This is a genomic window from Blautia sp. AF19-1, assembly GCF_003479155.1.
In the GTDB taxonomy this organism is placed as follows: Bacteria; Bacillota; Clostridia; order Lachnospirales; family Lachnospiraceae; genus Fusicatenibacter; species Fusicatenibacter saccharivorans.
In genome coordinates this window covers 37,228-52,567 of record NZ_QUGQ01000006.1, presented here as the reverse complement: position 1 = coordinate 52,567, position 15,340 = coordinate 37,228, and the positions used below count along the sequence as shown (strand labels likewise).

At 51.1% G+C, this 15,340-nt stretch carries 13 protein-coding genes; 2 read left to right on the top strand and 11 right to left on the bottom strand.

What is annotated here, in order from left to right; genetic code table 11:
* Positions 1–18: 18 nt before the first annotated feature.
* The 7 genes from DWX26_RS05435 to DWX26_RS05410 all read right to left on the bottom strand — a co-directional run bounded on the left by DWX26_RS05435 (position 19) and on the right by DWX26_RS05410 (position 7,254).
* Positions 19–675 carry a metallophosphoesterase gene (locus DWX26_RS05435; protein ID WP_118601012.1) on the bottom strand — a complete coding sequence of 219 codons (657 nt, stop codon included), beginning with the start codon at positions 673–675 and terminating at the stop codon, positions 19–21.
* Positions 676–872: 197 nt separating this feature from the next.
* Positions 873–1,592: a metallophosphoesterase gene (locus tag DWX26_RS05430; protein ID WP_118601062.1), complete on the bottom strand. Its 720-nt coding sequence runs from the start codon at positions 1,590–1,592 to the stop codon at positions 873–875.
* Positions 1,593–1,641: 49 nt separating this feature from the next.
* On the bottom strand, positions 1,642–1,776 hold the full coding sequence (locus DWX26_RS17850; RefSeq protein ID WP_442857766.1) for a DUF6783 domain-containing protein: 135 nt from the start codon (positions 1,774–1,776) through the stop codon (positions 1,642–1,644).
* 474 nt (positions 1,777–2,250) lie between these two features.
* Positions 2,251–3,738 (bottom strand): FGGY-family carbohydrate kinase, encoded by a 1,488-nt coding sequence (locus tag DWX26_RS05425; protein ID WP_118601011.1) that lies wholly within the window; start codon positions 3,736–3,738, stop codon positions 2,251–2,253.
* 347 nt (positions 3,739–4,085) lie between these two features.
* Positions 4,086–5,018: a transketolase family protein gene (locus DWX26_RS05420; protein WP_118594827.1), complete on the bottom strand. Its 933-nt coding sequence runs from the start codon at positions 5,016–5,018 to the stop codon at positions 4,086–4,088.
* A complete protein-coding gene (locus DWX26_RS05415) occupies positions 5,015–5,848 on the bottom strand; it encodes a transketolase (protein WP_117509781.1) in 834 nt (277 codons plus the stop codon). The genes DWX26_RS05420 and DWX26_RS05415 overlap by 4 nt, the downstream gene beginning before the upstream one ends.
* A gap of 5 nt (positions 5,849–5,853) precedes the next feature.
* Positions 5,854–7,254 carry an L-fucose/L-arabinose isomerase family protein gene (locus DWX26_RS05410; protein WP_117814507.1) on the bottom strand — a complete coding sequence of 467 codons (1,401 nt, stop codon included), beginning with the start codon at positions 7,252–7,254 and terminating at the stop codon, positions 5,854–5,856.
* Positions 7,255–7,606: 352 nt separating this feature from the next.
* Between DWX26_RS05410 and DWX26_RS05405 the strand changes: the two genes are divergently transcribed.
* Positions 7,607–8,620, top strand: coding sequence for a LacI family DNA-binding transcriptional regulator (locus DWX26_RS05405; protein WP_118601010.1), 1,014 nt, complete (start codon positions 7,607–7,609; stop codon positions 8,618–8,620).
* Between the two features lie 140 nt (positions 8,621–8,760).
* Positions 8,761–10,461: an ABC-ATPase domain-containing protein gene (locus tag DWX26_RS05400; protein ID WP_118601009.1), complete on the top strand. Its 1,701-nt coding sequence runs from the start codon at positions 8,761–8,763 to the stop codon at positions 10,459–10,461.
* A 109-nt stretch (positions 10,462–10,570) separates the two neighbouring features.
* Here the strand turns inward: DWX26_RS05400 and DWX26_RS05395 are convergent, their stop codons facing one another.
* From DWX26_RS05395 to DWX26_RS05380, 4 genes are all read right to left on the bottom strand, one after another.
* Positions 10,571–11,980: a Sapep family Mn(2+)-dependent dipeptidase gene (locus tag DWX26_RS05395; protein ID WP_055228098.1), complete on the bottom strand. Its 1,410-nt coding sequence runs from the start codon at positions 11,978–11,980 to the stop codon at positions 10,571–10,573.
* A gap of 107 nt (positions 11,981–12,087) precedes the next feature.
* Complete coding sequence (locus DWX26_RS05390; RefSeq protein ID WP_118601008.1) at positions 12,088–13,650, bottom strand: ABC transporter substrate-binding protein; 1,563 nt, start codon at positions 13,648–13,650, stop codon at positions 12,088–12,090.
* Positions 13,651–13,721: 71 nt separating this feature from the next.
* On the bottom strand, positions 13,722–14,489 hold the full coding sequence (locus tag DWX26_RS05385) for an ABC transporter ATP-binding protein (RefSeq protein WP_243002065.1): 768 nt from the start codon (positions 14,487–14,489) through the stop codon (positions 13,722–13,724).
* Positions 14,482–15,318: an ABC transporter ATP-binding protein gene (locus tag DWX26_RS05380; RefSeq protein WP_118601007.1), complete on the bottom strand. Its 837-nt coding sequence runs from the start codon at positions 15,316–15,318 to the stop codon at positions 14,482–14,484. Before DWX26_RS05380 ends, DWX26_RS05385 begins: the two co-directional genes overlap by 8 nt.
* Positions 15,319–15,340: the final 22 nt, after the last annotated feature.

Sequence of the window (15,340 nt, the reverse complement as noted above, 5' to 3'; positions counted from 1 at the left end):
CGCTTTTCCTCTGTTTGTTTATACATAGAAAGTTTCTTTCGTTTCCAGGCAAAGGCATCCCAGTCTTCCATTCTCGAAACCGCAGCCGCAGTCACACAGATAAACGTTTTCTTTTTTATTCTTCCAGATGGATCCATTTCCCATGTTCTGATGACCACAGACGGAAATATATCCATGCACTCCCTCATGAAGAAAAACCTTGTACCACAAATCTCCCATCAGATAATAGTTGTCCAGTTTCCATTTCCCCGGTTCTGCCGTACAGGCATGGGCAAGCAGATACGGCTGACTGTCTACCTCGATTTCCACCTGTACCGGCCAGGAAAGGATGCGCTCTGCGAGCTGCTTTAAATCAACTTCCGACAGGCGTTCCTGTAAAAGATGGAAGGAATTGTACGGATACGGCTGCAGGAGGGCGCGGTCTCTCTCATCCATTCCGTAATAGCGGAAAATGTAATTGGCAAGCCAATGATCGTGGTTGCCGCGGATCACAGTACATTTTTTCCCCAGCTTCAGTACCTGAAAATACACGCCTGCCGGGTCTGGATGATCCTTGCAGCGGTCAAACAAATCACCAAGCAGGTACAGGTGATCGTCCTCTTTGAGATCCATTTTTTCCAGCAATTTCATGAACCGCCAGCTGTCGTTATGTATATCTGTAATAATATAGTGCATCCAAAATTACTCCTTTTCTTTCACAACTTTCATGCTGTTCCTGCAATCTTCAAAGCTTTCGTAATCCGCTCATTTTTTCCAAAAACGGCTTTCCTGCTTGTGTTTTGGCATGTCCTGTTTCAAAAATCTTCCCGCTTGTTCTGCTGGTTCCGGATCCCGGTCTTCTGATACTAGCATCATGGAACGTCTAAAATCGTTCACCTGTTGTTGTCCGAACTGTAAAACTCTTCCCCCGTTTCCAGACAGATTGCCGCCAGCCTCCCTCCCGGGAAGCATGCGCCGCAGTCGATGGCGATGTGGTGATATTTTTTATAAATATACCCGGGATTATCATTTTCCGGAATCGTCTGCGTCGGTGTATGTCCTGTTACCAGATTTGTATCCGCAAAGTATTCCTTCTGATAATCTGGTCTGGCCCATACAAGATCGTGCAGGGAATATTCCTCGATCCTCTTTTCCGGTGTGAATCCACCCAGCCCTCCATGCACCAGCAGATACTGTTTTTCTCCCACTGTAAGCTCCTCATACAGACTGAAATCCTCCAGAAAATTCAGCACTTCCTCCCGCATCTCCGGATCCAGCGCCCGGAATTCCCGGATCGTAGAATCACCGCCGTTATACTTCCAGCGAACCAGGTTGTCCAGCAGTTCAGCATCCACTTCCTCGATGGCAAGATCTGTGATTTCCTGACAGAGAAACCGCAGACATTCCAGCGCCATCACCTCATGGTTCCCCACGATACAGAACGCATTCGGCATTTCCATCAGTTTCAATATCACCTTAATCGGATGCTCACCCCGGTCTAAAACATCCCCCAGAATATAGAGCGTATCTGTATCTTTCAACTCGATTTCTTCCAGCAGCTCCATAAATCTCTCATACTCACCGTGAATATCAGAAATAACGTAAGTAGCCATAAACAGAATCCTCCCTTTTTCATCCATACGAATCTGCATACGTTCTCCATTACCAGCTTATCTTACCATACTTCCTGTTTTTTACCGGACAAACTCTTGTCCCTCCTCTTTTTTGCATAATATACACTCTAGAGCGTGTCTGAAAAAGGCTTTTCGCAAGCTGCGAGTCCCAGTTTGCGGAAATGATTTTTCAGACACGCTCTATACATCTTCTATTGAAATTTCATTCATGCGAAATCCCCTTTTCTTGATACTATACCACATCTATTCTTTTCTTCATTGAACTACAAGTTTAATCCTCTTTTTCTTGTTGTTTTCTCGCATTCTACCAGCACTACGCGCTGTTTATACAGCGCCTTTTATTTCTGTACAATTTATTCTCTATATGCAAAAAAGGAACGTTCTATCCAAATCGTTCCTTTTTGTTTGTAGATTATTTTATTTTTCAAATTTCTCAATCACGCACGTATGCGTCTTCGTTTTCTTATCACAAACGCGTATTTGCCGAGTGCACAGTAATGCCCGCGTCCCCCCCTTCGTCATCCCACCGTCAGGCGCAAAAAATCTCCCGCCGCACAGAGCCTCTTGCCCTCCGAAACAGTGCCTGTCCGGGGACTTGTGCTCTGTGGGGCGGGAGGCCTTTTACACCGTCCGTCCCCTATTTACTTAATACCCCGTCGACCGCCGCTTTCCATCCGGCATATTTTTTCTCCCGGATTTCATCGTCCATCTTCGGTTCATACACACTTCGTTTCATATTTCCCGCGAGCTTCTCCAGATCATACACACCTGCCGAAATACCCGCCATATAAGCCGCTCCAATCCCGGAAAGCTCCTCCGCGTCCGGAATATTTACGCGTTTATTCGTAATATCACTCTGGAACTGCATCAGATATCCGTTTCGTGTCGGGCCGCCGTCTACACGGAGTTCCTCGATCCGCATGCCGGTATCCTGCTCCATCGCACGGACAAGGTCGGTGATCTGGTAGGCAATGCAATCGAGTGCCGCTTTTACCACCTCAGCTTTTCCTGTGGTGCGGGTAATTCCGCTGATCGATGCCGTTGCTTTCTCATCCCAGTACGGCGCGCCAAGCCCGGTAAATGCCGGAACCAGATACGTGCGGTCTGCCGGATTTGCCTCCCCTGCCAGTCCTTCCGTCTCTTTTGCCGAAGAAATCAGCTTCAGGTCATCCTTCAGCCAGGTAATCACAGCTCCGGTGTAGTTCAGGTTGCCTTCCAGCACATAGTCCACCTTGCCGCCTCTTCCCCACGCAAGCGAAGTCACAACGCCGTGACTGCTTTTAATCGGCTTGTCTCCAATGTTCATCATCAGCGAAGAACCCGTTCCGTACGTTGCCTTGATCATCCCCGGTTTTAAACAGCCCTGTCCGAACAGAGCCGCATGAGAGTCGCCTAATACACCACAGATCGGAACCGGCTCGGAAAACAATCCTTCCATCGTCGTGGTTCCATACACCGCATCGGAATCGCACACCCTGGCCAGCGCACAAGCCGGAATCCCGAACATCTCGCAGATCTTCTCATCCCACGCCAGTGTTTTCAGATTAAACAACTGCGTTCTCGACGCATTTGAAAAATCCGTCTTAAATGCATGATCTCCCGTCAGCTTGTAAACCAGCCAGCTGTCGATGGTGCCAAGGCAGAGCTCCCCGTCTGCAGCACGTTTCTGTCTTTCTTCTCCGCCGTTTCGAAGCAGCCACGCCATCTTTGCAGCAGGAAAATAAGCCGAAAGCTGCAGACCCGTCGCCTCGCGGATCTCCTCTGCGTGCCCCTGCTCCGCAATCTCCTGCGTAATCCCGCTTGCGCGTCCGCACTGCCATACAATGGCCTCTTCCAGTGGTTCCCCGGTCGCCTTATCCCAGATCGCCGTCGTCTCACGCTGATTGCTGATGCCGATTCCGGCGATTGTTTCCGGTGCAACACCGGACTCTGTCACCAGCGTTTTTACCGTCTGTACTGTATTTCGGTAAATCTCATTCAGATCATGGGACACCCATCCCTTTTCATTGACGATCTGCCGATGCGGCAGGTCGGTACGGCGGAGTAAATGTCCCTCCCCATCAAAGAGCAGCGCTTTCGTTCCCTGCGTGCTCTGGTCAATTCCGATGATATACCTTTTCTCCATTTTTCCAGCTCCGTTCCTAAAATTTTATAAATATCCAGATCCCCTTCTCGAATAACGCTGAATACACCCTGTTTTTCAGCATACAATGCGTCATTGTTTATTATCGCAGCGTTCACCCTGCCCCTATAGGCAAGATCTTTGGCGATTACCACACATTCCAACATCTTCCGCAGAACGATTTATTCCTGATTATTTCCGCAGAACGATTTGTTCCTGGTTATATAGAAAAAGTTCCTGCGTTCCCGGATTTTCTTCCGCCCAGGCACGCAGGAACATGGCATACGCAGACCTGCGGCAGTTTACAGTTCCCTGCGGGCTATCACATTCACCGCTGATTCCATTTCTGATTAAGCCAGTAATTCTTTCGCTTTTTTTGCAATGCCCTCGGCATTCAATCCATAATAGTCAAATACTTCTTTGGAAGTTCCCGTAATCACCGGCGCATCCGGCAGAGACATAGGAATGACTTTGCGCGGGCATTCCGCACCGACCACCTGGCTCACCATCGATCCAAGACCGCCGAATGGAGCGTGCTCTTCGATCGAAATGACAACTTTTGCCTTCTTTGCAGCTTCTACCAGGCCCTCTTTGTCCAGCGGTTTCACACAGTACATATCGAGCAGTCCTGCGCTGATTCCCTCTTCTTTCAGCATAGCAGCCGCATCGAGCGCCGGGCGGACCATCTCACCGCAGGCTACCAGTAAAACATCGGTGCCTTCCGAGAGAGCCGTTGCCCTATCCATCTCAAACGGGGTATTTTCTTCGCTGTAAATATCCGCAACGGCATTTCTTCCCACTCGGATATAAGCCGGTTTTTCATCGGTAAGGAGCGCCTCAACCAGTTTTGCTGTCTGGAAGCGGTCGCTCGGCAGATAAACGCGCATGTTCGGAATAGCTGCCATTGCTGCGATGTCCTGTGCAGAATGATGGCTCATGCCGAGTGCACCGTAGCTCACACCGCCGCTGATACCGATCAGCTTTACATTGGTGTTGGAGTATGCACAGTCAATCTTTGCCTGCTCATAGCTTCTTGTAGAAAGGAAGCACGCCGGAGATGCCGCAAATGCTTTCTTGCCGCATTTTGCAAGACCGGCAGAAACGCTGACCAGATCCTGCTCCGCAATACCCATCTCCACAAACTGCTCCGGATACGCATTTGCAAACGGTGTCAGGGAAGCACTTCCCCTAGAATCGCTGCAGAGCACCACGATATCTTTATCCGTTTCGGCATGTTTCATTAAAACCTCGCAAATGGCCTGTCTGTTTGGAATCTTATTCATGACAGTGCCTCCTTTCTCTCATCCAGATCCTTCATGATCTGTTCTACTTCCTCCGGTGTCGGCACTTTATGATGCCACTCCGCCTTATTTTCCATCACGGAAGAACCACAGCCCTTCGTTGTGTTTGCAATAATAACCGTCGGTTTTCCCTTGCAGTGTTTCGCCAGCTCAAACGCATGAACGAGCGCGTCCATATCGTTGCCCGGTACGGAAAGAACATTCCATCCGAACGCTGCCCATCTCTCCTCCTGGCTGTCCTGTTTCATGACATCCTCGGTATTTCCGGAGATCTGCAGACGGTTGCGGTCTACGATCGCACAGAGGTTGTCCAGCTTGTAGTTTCCTGCGGACATTGCGCCCTCCCAGACAGAGCCTTCTGCCAGCTCGCCGTCACCCATAACGGTGTAGACACGGTAATCTTTTTTATCCATTTTTCCTGCCAGCGCCATTCCCACGCAGACCGGAAGTCCGTGGCCGAGAGAACCGGAATTCATCTCGATGCCCGGCAGTTTATTGTTCGGATGGCCGATGTACGGGCTGCCGAATTTGGAGAATTTTTCGATGACCTCTTCCATCGGGAAGAACCCCTTTGCCGCAAGTACTGCATAATATGCCTCAACGGAATGACCTTTACTCATTACAAAACGGTCGCGGTCCGGGTCGTCCATGTTCTTAGGGCTGATGTTCATCTCTTTAAAATACAGCGCTACAAGCACATCAATGACACTCATGTCACCGCCAATGTGGCCGCCCTTGCCGGAAACTACCATTTCCACTACTTTCTTCCGCAGATCATACGCCAGACAACTCAATTCCTTGTATTCACTCATGATTTTCATTCTCCTCTTAAATATGCTTTGACATCTTCCTCGATCGGATCATATAAATCCGGGGCAATGCCGATGTATTTGCATGCTTCATACAGAACCGGCACAACGTTCTCGTGGATACCGACACAGTGGTGGATGTATGGTCCTTCCACGATTTTTGCCTCGAGGCGTTTCAGGTTCTGTACCTCAACCCATACGTAGGTTCCCTTCGTGTAAGGTCCCTCGACACCTTTTGCATTTCCAAGCAGCAGGGAGTACTCTCCGTTGTCTCCGTCGAAACGCGCCAGTGTCATTTCGCCTAATTTTGCCTGTGCCTCTACAGCGCCCGGATGGCTGAATGCCAGAGGATAACCGATCGTCGGTTTTTCCTGTGCAACAGAAATCGGCCACGGTCCGCAGTGCTGAAGCAGCTCGCCGTTCTCGTTGTCCGGGTGGCGCACCGTCCAGTCGGCAAAGAAGCTTCTCTTATCGTTTCTGCCGGCAGCCTCTACCATCAGAGCGGTGATGGCGCCATGGATATCGGTCTCACAGACGACCGGAATTCCCTCTTCGTTCAGCAGAGAGTTTGCCGCACACGGCATGATGCCAATCTCACCCTGCAGTGCGTTCCAGCACTGGATCGCGATAGCATTGCAGGAATATTTTGCAGCCAGATTCTTCATCGCAACCTTCAGAGCTGCTACATTTTCCAGTTCTTCCGGTTTGATCTTTACACACATATTGGTATTGCAGTATGCAACAACTTTTTCTACCTCGCTGCCCTCTGCTTTTACTTTTTTCATCTCCGCAGTCAGTTCCGGGAGCGGAATCGGGGAAAGCTGAATGTTGAATTTTTCCAGCAGCTCGCCCTCATTGCACATGGTGGACCAGAAATCGAACGGACGCGGTCCGATCTGAAGGATTCTGGTGTGGCGGAAGGTATCTACCACATTACATACAGCAAGGAAATCCTTGATGCCGCGCTCAAATTCCGGATCGGTCAGACGGCAGTTCGTCATATAGGTGAACGGAACACCAAAACGGCGCAGCACTTTTCCGGTTGCAAACAGGCCGCACTGGCTGTCGCGGAGACGCACACCGTTCTCATCCGGTCTCTCATCGCGCGGTCCCCAGAGGAGTACCGGAAGCCCCATTTCCTTTGCCAGTCTTGCACAGACATATTCCGTTCCGAAGTTTCCGTGCGGGAAGAAAATTCCCTTTACGTTTTCACGGCGGAATTTCTCCTGGATTTTCTCACGGTCCGCCTCATCGTAAAACAGACCCTCCTCATTGATGTCTGTGATATCGACAAATTCAACGCCGAGCTCTTTTAAACGCTCTCTCGTCAGGTTGGCGTATTTTACGGCATCCGGGGCACTGAAAATGCTTCTTCTCGTAGGTGCAAATCCGATCTTAATTGATTTCATATTCATTTCCTCCACTTAATTTTCTTTAAACTCTGCTAAATTATATCTTGAATTTCCCTGTTCTTTATGGCTCTTATATTACTAAATTCTTTTGAACTTGTCAACATCTATTCAGTTTTATTAAATCTTTTTTAGTAATTTATACAAAAAAGAATGGCTGTTTTTATGCATTTCTTCATATTTCATTTTTTTTACAGTTCAGAAGTTGACTTCTTTTTTAATTCATATTAAAATCAATGCATAAGTTTAATATTTTTCAGATAAATACTGAAATAAATTTCAACATCCCGCATGCACAAAACAAACGAAAGCACCATGCGGGCTGATTTTATCGAACAGGAGCTGAAATCTTATGAATATTTCTGCGAAAGAACTGGCAAAGCTGATCAACGTATCGCCTGCCACGGTTTCTATGGTTTTCAATAACAAACCCGGCATCAGTGATGCCACAAGAGAGCTGGTTTTAAAAACTGCAGCCGAGTATGGCTATGCGCCGAAAAAAAATGAATCCTCCGGCGCTTCCTCCCGCATTATTCAGCTGGTCAATTATAAGAAGCACGGAAAGGTCGCTGCCGACACGCCGTTCTTCTCCCAGCTGACCGAAGGAATCTCCACCGAATGCACCCGCCAGGGCTGTGCGCTTCATATCTCCTATTTTTATGAGACCATGGATATTGACAGCCAGCTCGATGCACTCCGCGCTGTGGACTGTGAGGGCATTCTTCTTCTTGCAACCGAAATGGCTCCGTCCGATTTCCGCAAGTTCCGCGATTTTTCTGTTCCGATCGTTGTCGTGGACTGCTATTACGATGAGCTCGATTACGACTGCGTTCTGATCAACAACATCCAGGGGGCGTTCAACGCCACGAATTATCTGATTCAGTGCGGACACAAAAACGTGGGCTACTTTCACTCGAGCCTCGACATCAGCAACTTCTCCGAACGCGCCGACGGCTACTACAAAGCGCTCCGTGCAAACGGTATCAGCACCTCACATCCATATGTCCACCCGGTTTCCCCGACCTCGGACGAAGGCTACCGCGACATGCTGCGCCTTCTCGAGTCGAAAGCGCCGATCGCGGATGCTTACTTTGCCGATAATGACATCATCGCGGCGGCCGCCATGCGTGCACTGCGTGAAAACGGCTACCGCATCCCGGAGGATGTCTCCATCATCGGCTTTGATGACGTTCCGATGTGCGATATGATGGTTCCGCCGCTTTCCACCATGAAGGTCAGAAAACGCGAGCTTGGCGCCACTGCCGTCCAGCGCCTGCTTGACCGCGTGGCCGATCCGAAACGCGAATGTCTGAAAATGTGCATGGCAACCAAACTGGTGAAGCGCCAGAGTGTTTCCAGACGTTAAAGCTTTTTGGATGAGGCTGTCGTCCAGCGCGTGTCTGAAAAATCATTTCCGCAAACCGGAACTCGCAGCTTGCGAAAAGCCTTTCTCAGACACGCTCTGTACGGCAGCCTCACCTTTTTATTTTGAAAGGAGTTTTTTTCATGCAATCTGCAAATGACCTGAAACAGCTTTTATTCAGTATCAATCACAAAAGCTATCCCGCCTATAAATCTACCCGCGGTGCCTATCAGTTTCCGCGCTACACACTCTCCATCGACCACGTGCAGGGCGATCCGTTCGCCGCTCCATCGCGCGTCAGCGTTCATGTGAATGGAAGAACTGCCGCTTTCCCGGCATCACTCTATGATACGTATGAAAAGCGCGTCGCCCTCCAGGATTACCTGCTGCGCCAGTTTGCGCGCGCTATCGCACCGTATTCGTTCCGCGCAAAGGGCTCCGGCAAAAGTGGTCTGCTTGGGATAAGCCGCTGCGGGCAGGAAATTCTGGAGCGTACTGCCTGTGTTCTGAATCCTTCCGACGGCAGTCTTATCGTCAACATGGAAATCGGCTTTCCGGCTAACGGCCGCACCATCGCCTCGCAGGAGCTGATCCGCATTCTTTTCGACTTTCTTCCCGGCTGCGTAGAAAAATCACTGTTCTACCGTGCTCTGGATCCAAAAGCATGTGCCAATGTCGCCTATCTCTGTGAGGATCAGCAGGCGATCCGTTCCGCATTAAAAGAAAAAGGGCTTACTGCCTTCATCGCCGACGGCTCCATTCTCCCGCGCGAGACCGGTGTTTCCGATCTGCCGATGAAGCACGCCGTTCCGTTTACCTCACCGGAATCCCTGCGCGTTACCCTCGATCTTCCAAACCGCGGACCTGTTTCCGGCATGGGAATTCCACTCGGTGTCACACTGATCGTAGGCGGAGGCTTCCACGGAAAATCTACCCTTCTGCAGGCTCTTGAGCGCGGCGTATACAACCACATCGCCGGGGACGGCCGTGAATATGTCATCACCGATGCAAGCGCCGGAAAGCTCCGCTCCGAGGACTCCAGAAGCATCAGCAATGTCGATATCTCCCTCTTCATCCACGATCTTCCCGGAAAGAGCGACACCACCTCATTTTCGACTCCAGATGCCAGCGGAAGCACCTCGCAGGCCGCCAACGTGATCGAGGGCATCGAATCCGGCACGAGCCTCTTTCTGATTGATGAGGACACATCCGCCACCAACTTTATGGTGCGCGATGAGCTGATGCAGCGCGTCGTTGCCGACAGCGAAGAACCGATCACACCGTTTATCAGCCGCGTGCGGGATCTGTATGAGAAGCTCGGCATCTCGTCGGTTCTCGTTGCCGGAAGCTCCGGTTCTTACTTCCATGTGGCAGACACTGTCATTCAGATGAAAGAATACGTTCCTTATGACATTACGGATCGCGCAAAAACCACAGCCGCGGAATTTCCGCCGTTTACTGCCTCCATACGCCCTTTTTCCGTTCCAGCCTTTCACCGCTGCCCGCAGCCGGGTAAAGGCCTGACGGGAAGTGACCGCACGAAAGTCAAAGTGATGGGACGGGAATCCATCCTCATCAACAAATCTCTGACGGATCTGCGCGCCATGGAACAGCTCACGGACAGTGAACAGCTGAACGGGCTGGCTGCGCTTCTTTTAGAAGCAGCGGAGCACAAGATGGACGGTAAGAAAACACTGGTGCAGGTGGTGGATCTGCTGGAAAAACAGATGGATGAAAAAGGTCTTGCTTCTCTTCTCGCCCCGGGAAGGCCAGGCGATCTGGCACGGCCGAGACGGCAGGAAATCTTTGCATGCCTGAACCGGTGCAGGGAACTGCGGTTCTGAGAAAATTTGTAACAATTCAGAGCCATAAAAAATCTTCAGGCAAACCTTGTTCTTTTCAGAATCTATCGGTTTGGCTGAAGATCTTTTTTATCTTTTATTTTTCAATTATTTATTCCCCGCAGATCCGCAGAATCGCCTCCGCGAAGATCACAACGCATTCTTTCAGGCATTCGATTTCCACGAACTCGTCTGCTCCGTGCATACGGTTGTCGACTTCAAGGTCTGCGCATCCAAACGCAACGCCGTTTTTCAGATGATGCACATACGTTCCGCCGCCGATCGCAAATGGTTTGCCTGGTTTTCCAGTGACATCCGTGTAGCACTGCAGCAGGGTCTGGACAAACGGGCTGTCGGCCGGGACGTGGTGTGGTGGGAACATTCCGCTGCCTTCCATGGAGAAGCCGCCTTTTTTCATGTTCTGCCCGGCGGTATCGTACAGGTTTTCTTTTGTCGCGCAGATCGGGGCGCGGCAGTCGTAGGAACCGGTCAAGGTTTTACCGTCGTAGTTCATAAGGTCGAGGCTTAAGGTGAGCTCGCCGGACTCTTCATCTGACATGGCGACACCGAGGCCTGCGCCTTTGCCGTCGCCGTGCGGGTAAACTTTTGCAAGGAAACTGATGTCGTTTTTCAGTTCACTCTCTTCCATTCCAACGGATGCGAGAAGCTGCAGCAGTGCGGTCAGTGCGTTGTTACCCATTTCCGGGGTGGATGCGTGGGCGAAGGCACCGCAGGCGGTGATTTTTATATTGCCGTTTTCGGTGTCTTCCAGAACGAAGGAAACGCCGGTCTTCTGCTCAGTCTCGTCAGCGCAGGTTTTCAGGTCTTCTTTTGCCATGCCGGCAAGCTCTGCATATGCTTTGCCTGGTACAACGTTCAGTTTGGTGCCGGCCTGTAAGGATACGAGGCGCACGCCTGTCGTTCCGGCATCGGATGTTTTTTCGAAGTGGCCGCGCATGCCGCCTTTTTCAATGTTGATGACCGGGAATTCGGCATCCGGTGAGAAGGTGCATGGTGCTTCCACTTCTTTCTTATAATAATATTCGAGGTCAGAGCTTCCACACTCCTCGTCGGAACCGAGGACAAGACGGACATTTTTCTTTAATGGGTAACCGAGTTCTTTGACAGCGCGCATTGCGTAGATAGCTGCGATCGCCGGTCCTTTGTCGTCTGCGGTTCCGCGGCCGAACATTTTTCCTTCTTTGATGAGCGGGGTGAATGGATCGGTCTCCTGCCAGCCTTCGCCTGCCGGTACGACATCGAGATGGGCGAGAATATCAAGGCCCTTTTCTTCCTGATTAAAGTCAGCTGCAATCGCGTAGTTGTCGTAGTTGGTTACGGCAAAGCCGTATTTTTCCAGAATTTCGATTCCCTGCGCCAGTGCTTCTGCCGCCGGTGCGCCGAATGGTTTGCCTGGCTCTGCCGCCTGTTTTTCGCTTGGAATCCGGATCAGGCTTTTCAGATCCTCGATCATTTCGGATTCGTGGTTTTCAATATATGTTCTCAATTCTTCTTTCCGCATCGTAACTTCTCCTTTTCTCTTCTCTGGCACCGTCGCAGTGCCGTTCTTTTCCTATCATAACGCAGAAAGAGCAGAAAATCCACATTTTCTGCTCTTTTGCCAAATAATCATTTGTTTTTGTCCAAATTGACTGTAATTTCATAATAATCGCACGGATGCGCCGTAAGCCCCGTCACGCCCTCGCCGGATACCATCGACATTTTGAGGTGTGATGCGAAGAAAAACATGTGGTCATCCAGCAGCGTCTGCGTCATCTCGATGGCCAGTTCAGTTCGTTTTTCGGTATCAAACTCGCCGCTTAACTGCTGCTCCAGCATCTCGAGTGTCTCACTGTAATAACCGCCGCGGTTCTTGGAGGAATCCTGCAGGCAGTGCGTTGTAAAGAAATACTCGGGATCGCCCGTCGGTGCGCTGACAAATGCGCTGACATAAACATCCCAGTTTCCTTTTTTCAGCAGTTCCAGATGATTTGCCGTGCACTGGATCTGTACTTCGATTCCGATTTTCTTCAGCGATGCCTGTGCACTCTCCGCGAGAAGCGGCAGTTCCTGGCGGCTCGGATACGTGAGCCAGCAGATGGTCAGGCGTTTTCCGTCTTTTTCCACGTAGCCGTCGCCGTCCTCATCAGTCCAGCCTGCTTCAGCCAGCAGTTCTCTGGAATACTCAAGATCATAGGACTCCTCCTGCACTTTGCTGTCGCCGAATGCAAAGTAAGAGGGGAACGGGCCTTCCGCCACGCTTCCGTTTCCTTCCATCAGCGTATTCACAAAGCCCTCCCGGTCGATCGCTCCGATGACTGCCTCGCGCACGCGGTCGTCCTGCAGCACCTCGGATGATCCGTTGAACTGTCCGAAGAAGGTACGCGACGTATCCGCCGAAGAAATCGTGTATGGTTCATCGCGGAACAGGATCAGATTGGAATACGGCAGGCCGTACGCCGCGTCGAGCTCGCCTGACTGTAATGCCATCGTCATCGTATCGCCGTCGCGGATCGTTTTTACTTCAATCCGGTCGAGCTTTGGCGTTCCGTTCCAGTAATTGTCATTTTTCACGAGCGTCAGTCCCTGATCCGTCTCCACCTGTACTGCGCGGTACGGGCCGGTTCCGGCGACATTGCCGTCATCCGTCACACCTGCCTGCATATCAATGATGCATCCATATGGGTCAGACAGATAATTCAGAAGCGCCGGGACAGGCTGTTCGGTGTGAATCGTTACGATCAGGCCGTCTGCCTCGATGCTCTCAATTTTCAGATCCCCGCGTGCACGGTCATGTACTGCGATCAGATCCTCGAGACATTCTTTGACCGCCTCCGCGTCGAGAGTGCGCCCACTTGTAAAGGAGATGCCTTCATGCAGTGTAATCCGCCATGTTGTATCGTCCACAAGCTCATAGCTTTCTGCCAGCCATGGCTCGATCTCCATAGAATCGGAATAATGAAACAGCGTCTCACCGATCCCATAGCGGATACACGCCCAGCCGGAATAGCCGTTGTGCGGGTTGACATCGGACTCGTCGTTTTCGGCGTTGAATGTCGTGTCGCCGTATACGAAAACTTTTTCATCTGTACCATCTGCCGCTGTGCTCTGACAACCGGAAAACAGTACCACCGCCAGAATGCCGCACAAAACATATGCAATTTTTTTCCTTCTGCCGTTCTTTCTCTGCATTCTGTACTTCTCCTGTTTTCGCAAATGGCACCACCATTTCCGCTGTCTGATTTTCTGTTTCAACAGTTTTCTCACAGACTATACTCCATCAACAGTTTCGTATATTCCTCTTTCGGGTACTCCAATACCTCCCGCGTCTCCCCCTGCTCCACGATTTTTCCCTGCCGCATGACAATCACACGGCTGCAGAGTTCCCGCACCAGCGCAAGGTCGTGGCCGATCCACAGCATCGCAAGTTCTTCTTCCCGCTGCAGTTTTTTCAGCAGTTGAACGATCTGCGCCTGTACCGCCGCATCGAGCGCACTCGTTGCCTCGTCGCAGATCAGAAGAGACGGCTGCACAGCAAGAGCCCGCGCAATTGCGGCTCTCTGGCACTCTCCGCCGCTCGTCTCGCGGGGATAGCGTTTCGCCGTTTCCGGGGCAAGCTCCACTTTTTCCAGCAGTTCCGGCAGACGAAGACAGGCTTCTTTCCGGCTCATTCCCTGATTCCGAAAAGCTTCCAGAATCCCGGTTTCGAGCGTCTGCATTGGATCGAAGGAATCCTGCGGGGTCTGGAAGACCATCTGTATTTTCCGGTAAACTTCGCGCTGCCGCCTGCCTTTTCTTCCGAGGATTTCCTCGCCTTCCAACAGAACGCTGCCTGCATCCGCCTGGACCAATCCGGTGATCAGACGGGCCGTCGTGCTTTTTCCGCATCCGCTCTCCCCGATCAGGCCAAGACATTCACCCGCATCCAGTGTGAAGCTGATGCCGTCCACGGCGGCAAATTCCGTTTCCCGGCCGGTTCCAGCAAAGTTTTTGCTTAAGTTGTTTACTTCCAGCATGTTATGATTATGCATCGTTCTTCCCTCTTCCCGGCACAGCCGCAAGGAGATTTTTTGTATATTCGTCCTTTGGGTGATCGAAAACCGTCCTTGTCTCCCCCTGCTCCACGATGTTTCCATCCTTCAAAACAGCAACCCTGTCTGCCATCTGCTCGAGAACCGCAAGATTGTGCGTCACCAGCACCATCCCCGTCTGCTCTTTCTGCTGCAACGCCTGAAGCTCCCGCAGCACCTGCGCCTGCGAAACCACATCGAGTGCACTCGTCGGCTCGTCCGCCAGAAGAAGCGACGGATGCAGCAGCATTACGAGCGCAATCCCGACGCGCTGGTTCATGCCGCCGGAGAGCGACGATGGATAGCTGTTCCAGATCGTCTCGCCATCCGAAAGCCCCATATCCGCAAATCGCTGGAGCGTCATATCTTTGATTTCTCTGCGGCTTTTTCTGCCAGACATTCCCCCAGAAATCGGGGTGATGAATCCGCAGCGTTTCTCATGGGCGCGCACGCTTTCACAGATCTGTGTTCCGATTTTCCGGGTCGGACAGAATGATGCCCCTGTATTCTGGAAAATCATACCAATTTCTGAACCACACAGACTCCGCAGCTTCTTTTCGGACATGCCCGTCAGCTCCTCTCCGCGAAATGTGATCTGCCCGCCGGTGATGGAACCATTCTTTCCCATCAGCCGCAGGATCGCTCGCAGCAAGGTACTTTTTCCACTGCCCGACTCCCCGGCGATGCCGACGGTTTCTCCTTTTTCGACGGAAAAACAGATGTTATTTAAAATTTGCTCCCCCTCATAACAGACAGAAAGGCCGCTGATTTCCAGCAGTTTTTCGCTCATGTTTTTGCTCCCTTTGTTTCCA

Bases quoted from the DNA above. Each gene is read 5' to 3' on its own strand.
- DWX26_RS05435 (WP_118601012.1), bottom strand. From the start codon at position 675: ATGCACTATATTATTACAGATATACATAACGACAGCTGGCGGTTCATG.
- DWX26_RS05430 (WP_118601062.1), bottom strand. From the start codon at position 1,592: ATGGCTACTTACGTTATTTCTGATATTCACGGTGAGTATGAGAGATTT.
- DWX26_RS05425 (WP_118601011.1), bottom strand. From the start codon at position 3,738: ATGGAGAAAAGGTATATCATCGGAATTGACCAGAGCACGCAGGGAACG.
- DWX26_RS05420 (WP_118594827.1), bottom strand. From the start codon at position 5,018: ATGAATAAGATTCCAAACAGACAGGCCATTTGCGAGGTTTTAATGAAA.
- DWX26_RS05415 (WP_117509781.1), bottom strand. From the start codon at position 5,848: ATGAGTGAATACAAGGAATTGAGTTGTCTGGCGTATGATCTGCGGAAG.
- DWX26_RS05410 (WP_117814507.1), bottom strand. From the start codon at position 7,254: ATGAAATCAATTAAGATCGGATTTGCACCTACGAGAAGAAGCATTTTC.
- DWX26_RS05405 (WP_118601010.1), top strand. From the start codon at position 7,607: ATGAATATTTCTGCGAAAGAACTGGCAAAGCTGATCAACGTATCGCCT.
- DWX26_RS05400 (WP_118601009.1), top strand. From the start codon at position 8,761: ATGCAATCTGCAAATGACCTGAAACAGCTTTTATTCAGTATCAATCAC.
- DWX26_RS05395 (WP_055228098.1), bottom strand. From the start codon at position 11,980: ATGCGGAAAGAAGAATTGAGAACATATATTGAAAACCACGAATCCGAA.
- DWX26_RS05390 (WP_118601008.1), bottom strand. From the start codon at position 13,650: ATGCAGAGAAAGAACGGCAGAAGGAAAAAAATTGCATATGTTTTGTGC.
- DWX26_RS05385 (WP_243002065.1), bottom strand. From the start codon at position 14,489: ATGCATAATCATAACATGCTGGAAGTAAACAACTTAAGCAAAAACTTT.
- DWX26_RS05380 (WP_118601007.1), bottom strand. From the start codon at position 15,318: ATGAGCGAAAAACTGCTGGAAATCAGCGGCCTTTCTGTCTGTTATGAG.